Below are 2124 nucleotides of genomic sequence, written 5' to 3'. Positions count from 1 at the left end.
AATCAATATAGATATTCAACTATCCTCTTCAGGATATCAATTCTTTTATCGACAATATTTTGTAAATCTTCTATTTTCAAATTGGAAATAGATCCTCTTAAAAATTGCTTTCCAATTTTTTTAGAAAGAATATGTCTAAGTTCGTTTTCTCCTTCTTCAATTAATATTTTTTTTACCTTTAAAGCAGCTTTTAAATCCTCTTTTTCCTCTTTTCTAAATTTATATGCAATTATTTTATTTATTAAAAATTTGTTTTTTATAAAATCTATATATTCTTTTTTGCTTATTAATTTACCTCTGTTATTAATATTTCTATAATTGAAATTGTTTATTTTGTTTGTTACTTCTTTATTCCATTTTTTGGAACATACACCTATCAATTTTAACATTTTGCTAGTTATTTTTATTTTTGAAGGAAAAAATCTTTTTGTTTTTTGATCCCACCTTCTTTGGTATTCAATCAAATCCCAATCTCTTAGGTGTCTGAGAGCTCTTGTCCCTCTTGTTATTGATTTAATTCCGGATTTTGCTATAGTTGACAACCCACAGTAATCGGTCAACGTAGTAGCGCTTGCTGGGACGTAGTAGGAAATAATATTGACATGATAAACAATAGCGTTGATCATTGCATTAAGGGCTTTTCTTCGAGATTTGTGTATTTTACGGGATCGGGGGTTATTTCCTCCATGAGAATAAAATAGAGGGTCTGATGTAAAATCCCTGTTTTTATTTTTTTGTAATGTTTCTTCTAGTATGTAAGGGATTTTATGAAAATGATGTGGGGGTTTTCTGAACTGGGGGTTTAAATTGTTAACATTTTTTCTTTTTTCAAAATTCAAAGATAATTGCATTATATTAAATCCTTATTTTAAATTTAATAAATTTATTTTTAAATAAATAAAAAAATAAATACACATAAACTAAATATTAATAAATAATAATTAGTAATTGTTTTAATAATAGTATTTTTTTTTCTTTAAATAGTAAATATAAATTTTGCAGAAAAAAAACAATTCCACTTGCAGAAAAAAAACAATTCCACTTGCAATAGGAGGGTTTAACACCCCTCCATGAGTTAAATTTAAAAAACTTCTGCCATCATGCATCTTACTCCACCACCCCCTACTTTTTCTATAATATCAATATCTATAGGGATTAACTTACCCCAACGAGAAAGTTGGTCTTTTTGAAACCCTGTTAATGCATCAAAGGCTCTAAAGGAGAGAATAATCTTGTGATCTCTGGTATTCTGGGATTGTAATTCTAAAATATTACCATCCATCTCATTGACTTGAATAGGGCTAATCTCAATAATTTGTTTATTAGAGGCGATAATTGATTTTATCACATTTTTTCTTTCTTCTATATCATGAATACTCTTTAGGCTGACAATAGCAAAATTTGACCCAATACTTAACATAACATTGGTATGATAAATTGGGTTGTTTCCTAGATCATAACTATGAAAAACAACAGATCTATATCCTAAATTTTTACAAAACAAATCAACTAACTTTTTATCAGTTCGTGAAGAAATTGAACTATATAAAATTTTATTTTTTCTATCCAAAACAATACTACCCGTTCCTTCTAACGTATGATTTTCCCATTCAAATCTTGATAAATTTATTATTTTATTGAAATGAATACCATTTTTCTCTAATTCTTTAATCAAATTAACAGGTTGCTGTTCTTTGCTTCGATTTTTTGTTAACATGGGGTAAATTATTAAAATTCTTCTATTATCATTATTAAAATTAACAGAAAACCAATTATTGGGAAAAATTGAATCGGGGTTATTACCATTTTTTTTACTTTTCAATAAAATAACATTAATACCATTTTTTTTTAATGTTTCAACCATTTTATAAAATTCATTTATTACCATCTTCCTTTGCGAGTCAGATATATTTCCTATTTTTTGGAAAAAATTAGTTTTCGCTGTTTCATTATTAAAATTAAAACTGTCAGGTGTTACCATAACAACAGTATCAGATAATACAGAATGATGTCTATTTAATAAGCTATATGCACACATTAATATTATAAAAAGTAATAAAATTTTATTTAAAATAGGTTTCATTTTAAAAAATTTACCTCATATGAGTTATTTATTGGATTATC

Annotated in this window: 2 protein-coding genes; both read right to left on the bottom strand. The window is 26.0% G+C overall.

Annotated elements, in window-relative coordinates; translation table 11 throughout:
- Nucleotides 1-2: 2 nt before the first annotated feature.
- On the bottom strand, nucleotides 3-851 hold the full coding sequence (gene repA / locus AB4W61_RS02585) for a plasmid replication initiator RepA (RefSeq protein WP_367679183.1): 849 nt from the start codon (nucleotides 849-851) through the stop codon (nucleotides 3-5).
- Nucleotides 852-1081: 230 nt separating this feature from the next.
- The gene (locus AB4W61_RS02580; protein ID WP_367679184.1) at nucleotides 1082-2083 is read right to left on the bottom strand and encodes an arginine deiminase-related protein; all 1002 of its coding nucleotides are present in this window, start codon (nucleotides 2081-2083) and stop codon (nucleotides 1082-1084) included.
- Nucleotides 2084-2124: the final 41 nt, after the last annotated feature.

Source organism: Buchnera aphidicola (Thelaxes suberi), from assembly GCF_964059005.1.
GTDB classification, from domain to species: Bacteria; Pseudomonadota; Gammaproteobacteria; order Enterobacterales; family Enterobacteriaceae; genus Buchnera_I; species Buchnera_I aphidicola_C.
The sequence above is the reverse complement of the archived record's forward strand: the minus strand, read 5'-3'. Positions and strand labels throughout refer to the sequence as shown.